3 protein-coding genes are annotated in these 3103 nt (G+C 26.2%); all 3 read right to left on the reverse strand.

Annotation, left to right across the window (positions count from 1 at the left end; all coding sequences use genetic code 11):
• Positions 1-341: 341 nt before the first annotated feature.
• On the reverse strand, positions 342-881 hold the full coding sequence (locus tag ACERKK_RS12445; protein WP_373773398.1) for a rhomboid family intramembrane serine protease: 540 nt from the start codon (positions 879-881) through the stop codon (positions 342-344).
• Complete coding sequence (locus tag ACERKK_RS12450; RefSeq protein WP_373773399.1) at positions 865-1461, reverse strand: hypothetical protein; 597 nt, start codon at positions 1459-1461, stop codon at positions 865-867. Before ACERKK_RS12450 ends, ACERKK_RS12445 begins: the two co-directional genes overlap by 17 nt.
• A gap of 4 nt (positions 1462-1465) precedes the next feature.
• A partial coding sequence (gene lon / locus ACERKK_RS12455) for an endopeptidase La (protein ID WP_373773400.1) occupies positions 1466-3103 on the reverse strand: 1638 nt, incomplete at its 5' end.

The raw sequence follows: 3103 nt of genomic DNA on the forward strand, positions 1-3103 counted from the left end.
TTTGGACGGGAATTATAGGGAATTACTTCCGCTTTGTCAAGGGGTTTTTCTTTATTATTGCTTAAATTTTGGAATTTAGGAGTTTTTAAGTTTTAGAGCTTCTTTTATAGTATTTAAATACATAAGAATAAACTATTTTATGATAATATACTTTTTTTAATAAAAGGATATATTATAGTTAATTGTAAAAATTGTAAAAGAGAAATAGAAGCTAAAAAAAGACAATGTCCATATTGTGGAATACTAAATCCTACAGTTACTTTAAAAGATGTATTTGTGAATTTAGTACTTGTATTAGTTGTTATGTCAGTTGTAACATTTATTGTAAATATACTTTAAATTTATTTTCGTATAAAAGCATAAATAAAACCTATTGCCAATCCAATAAAGTGTGCATACCAAGCTATTGGTAATCCAATTAAAAGTGGAGCAACAGAGATTAATAAAATCCAAGTAATAATTCCACTTCTTTGAACCTTATCATAATATGCTACATAACCTAAGATTGCACAGATTGCTCCTGATGCACCAACTAAATTTACATTTGGATCTAGAAAATAGATATATAAAAATGAAAATAATGAAGTTAAAATTCCACATATAAAATATAACAGTAATAATTCTTTAGAACTACGAGATCTTTCTATTAAATTTCCAAATTGATATAAAACAAACATATTCATACCTAAATGTGCGATTCCACCATGTGCAAACATTGTTGATAAGGGTTGCCACCAAAAATCATAAACTATAAAATAAAGATTTAAACCAAGATAAAGTCCACCATTTGACATATTTATTTGAATAACATACATTAGAACTGTAATAATTATTAGAATATTTGTAGCTGTAAAATCGCTTCTACTAAAGTTTTTGAACATGATTTTTATATACCTTTATTGCACAATCAATTGTTGATTTAATTTCATTCTTATCATAAAATTTAAAATCGGAATTAAACCTAAATATCTCATTACCATTTACTCTAAAAGATGTAAGTATTGAACCAGAATAAAACCCTCTATTTTGTTTTTTGTTTTTTACATCATTTTTATCATATTCAATAATATCATAATTTATAAGTAAAAACTTTTTAATATCTTTTTTAGGATTACTCTTAATTGCATTTTTAAAATAAGCATTTAATTCATCAATTGATATAAAATCTTCAATTATAGACTTACTATATATTGATTTTACATAACCACCATGAAGTTTATAATATCCATTATTTAAAGCTTTTATTGAGTCATTTAGAAGTTTTTGATTAAAAAGTATTGCTGTAGAATAATTATCATTTTGACATGATAATCGTTCTACTTTTTTTTCTACTTTTTCTTTTGTAGTTTTTGAAGGTTGTATGTATTTTGTATACAATACTAATGTTACTGTTATTATGATAATTGAAGCCAAAGTAAAAAAATTATTAATAATTATACTTTGACGTAATCCTCTTCTCATATTTTTATAATAATGCTTCTTTTAAAACATCCTCAATTGTATCAACAGGAATTAGTTGCATTGCTTTTTTTACTTCTTCAGGAATATCTTCTAAATCCCTTTCGAAATTTTTTCTAGGTATTAATGCTTTTGTCATTTTAGCTTTAAATGCTGCAATTAATTTTTCTTTTAATCCACCTATTGGTAAAACTTTTCCAGTAAGTGTAAGTTCACCTGTCATTGCGATATCTGACTTAATTTCTCTTTCACTTAAAATAGAAGCAAATGTTAATGCCATAGTAATTCCAGCACTTGGTCCGTCTTTTGGAGTTGCTCCTTCTGGAATATGTAAGTGAATATCATATCTTTTATAAACTTCACTAGCATCAACTTTTGTATTTTCTTCTTTTTCTTTTTGTGTTTTAGGAATAATATTTTCATCAATTTTTAATGTTCCATTATCAATTAAAACTTTTACAACAGAAAAAGAGATTCTAGATGATTCTTTCATTACATCACCTAAGTTACCAGTTACTGATAATAAACCTTTACCTTTTAGTTTAATTGCTTCACTTTTTAAAACATCTCCACCAACAGCTGTCCATGCTAAACCATTTGCAATTCCTATTGAATTTTTTTTCTCAGCTGGGTCTATTTCAAAAATAGGATTATCTAAATACTCTTTTAAGTTTTTAGTTGATATTGCAACTTTTAAAAGTTTTTTATCACTTAAAAGTTGTTTTACTGCTTTTCTAAATAATTTAGAGAATACTCTTCTTAGGTTTCTAACCCCTGCTTCTCTTGTATATTTTGAAATTATTGTCTCAATTGTTGTTTTACTTAAAGAAACTTCACTCTTTTTAAGTCCATGTTTTTCTAATTCTTGAGGAATTAAATAATCTTTCGCAATATGATATTTTTCATTTGGAGTATAAGAAGAAATTTCAATAAATTCCATTCTATCTCTTAATGGTGCTGGTATTTTTCTAGCATCATTTGAAGTTGAAACAAATATTATCTGAGATAAATCAATTGGGAAATTTAAATATAAATCTCTAAATTCATTATTTTGCTCAGGATCTAAGATTTCTAACATTACAGCTGTTGGATCACCTCTATGATTTGCACCTATTTTATCAATTTCATCTAAAACCATTACTGGATTCATTTTTTTTGCATCAACTAAGCCTTTTACAAGTCGTCCAGGCATTGCTCCAACATAAGTTCTTCTATGTCCTCTTAGTTCATTAACATCTTCCATTCCACCAAGTGCTATTCTTACAAGTGGTCTTTTAAGTGCTTTTGAAATAGAGTTAGCTAATGAAGTTTTTCCAACACCAGGAGGTCCAACAAAACATAAAACCGTTCCTTTAGCTTTTAAATCTTCTATATTTCTTTGCTCTAATAATTGTTTTACAGCAAAATATTCAGAGATTCTTTCTTTTGCTTTTTTTAATGAATAATGATCTTTATTTAATTGTTCTTCAACATTTAAAACTGAGATTTTTTCATTTGCATATTCTCCAAAAGGAATATCTAAAACTTGTTCAATATATGTTTGAAGAAGTGAAGCATCTGGTGAATCTTGATGCATTCTACTTAATTTTTCAATTTGTTTTTTTGTCTCTTTATATCCATCTTTTGGCATAAAAGGTTTAAGTTT

Source organism: Poseidonibacter sp., from assembly GCF_041821165.1.
Classification (GTDB): Bacteria; Campylobacterota; Campylobacteria; order Campylobacterales; family Arcobacteraceae; genus Poseidonibacter.

Bases quoted from the DNA above. Each gene is read 5' to 3' on its own strand.
- ACERKK_RS12450 (WP_373773399.1), bottom strand. From the start codon at position 1,461: ATGAGAAGAGGATTACGTCAAAGTATAATTATTAATAATTTTTTTACT.
- ACERKK_RS12445 (WP_373773398.1), bottom strand. From the start codon at position 881: ATGTTCAAAAACTTTAGTAGAAGCGATTTTACAGCTACAAATATTCTA.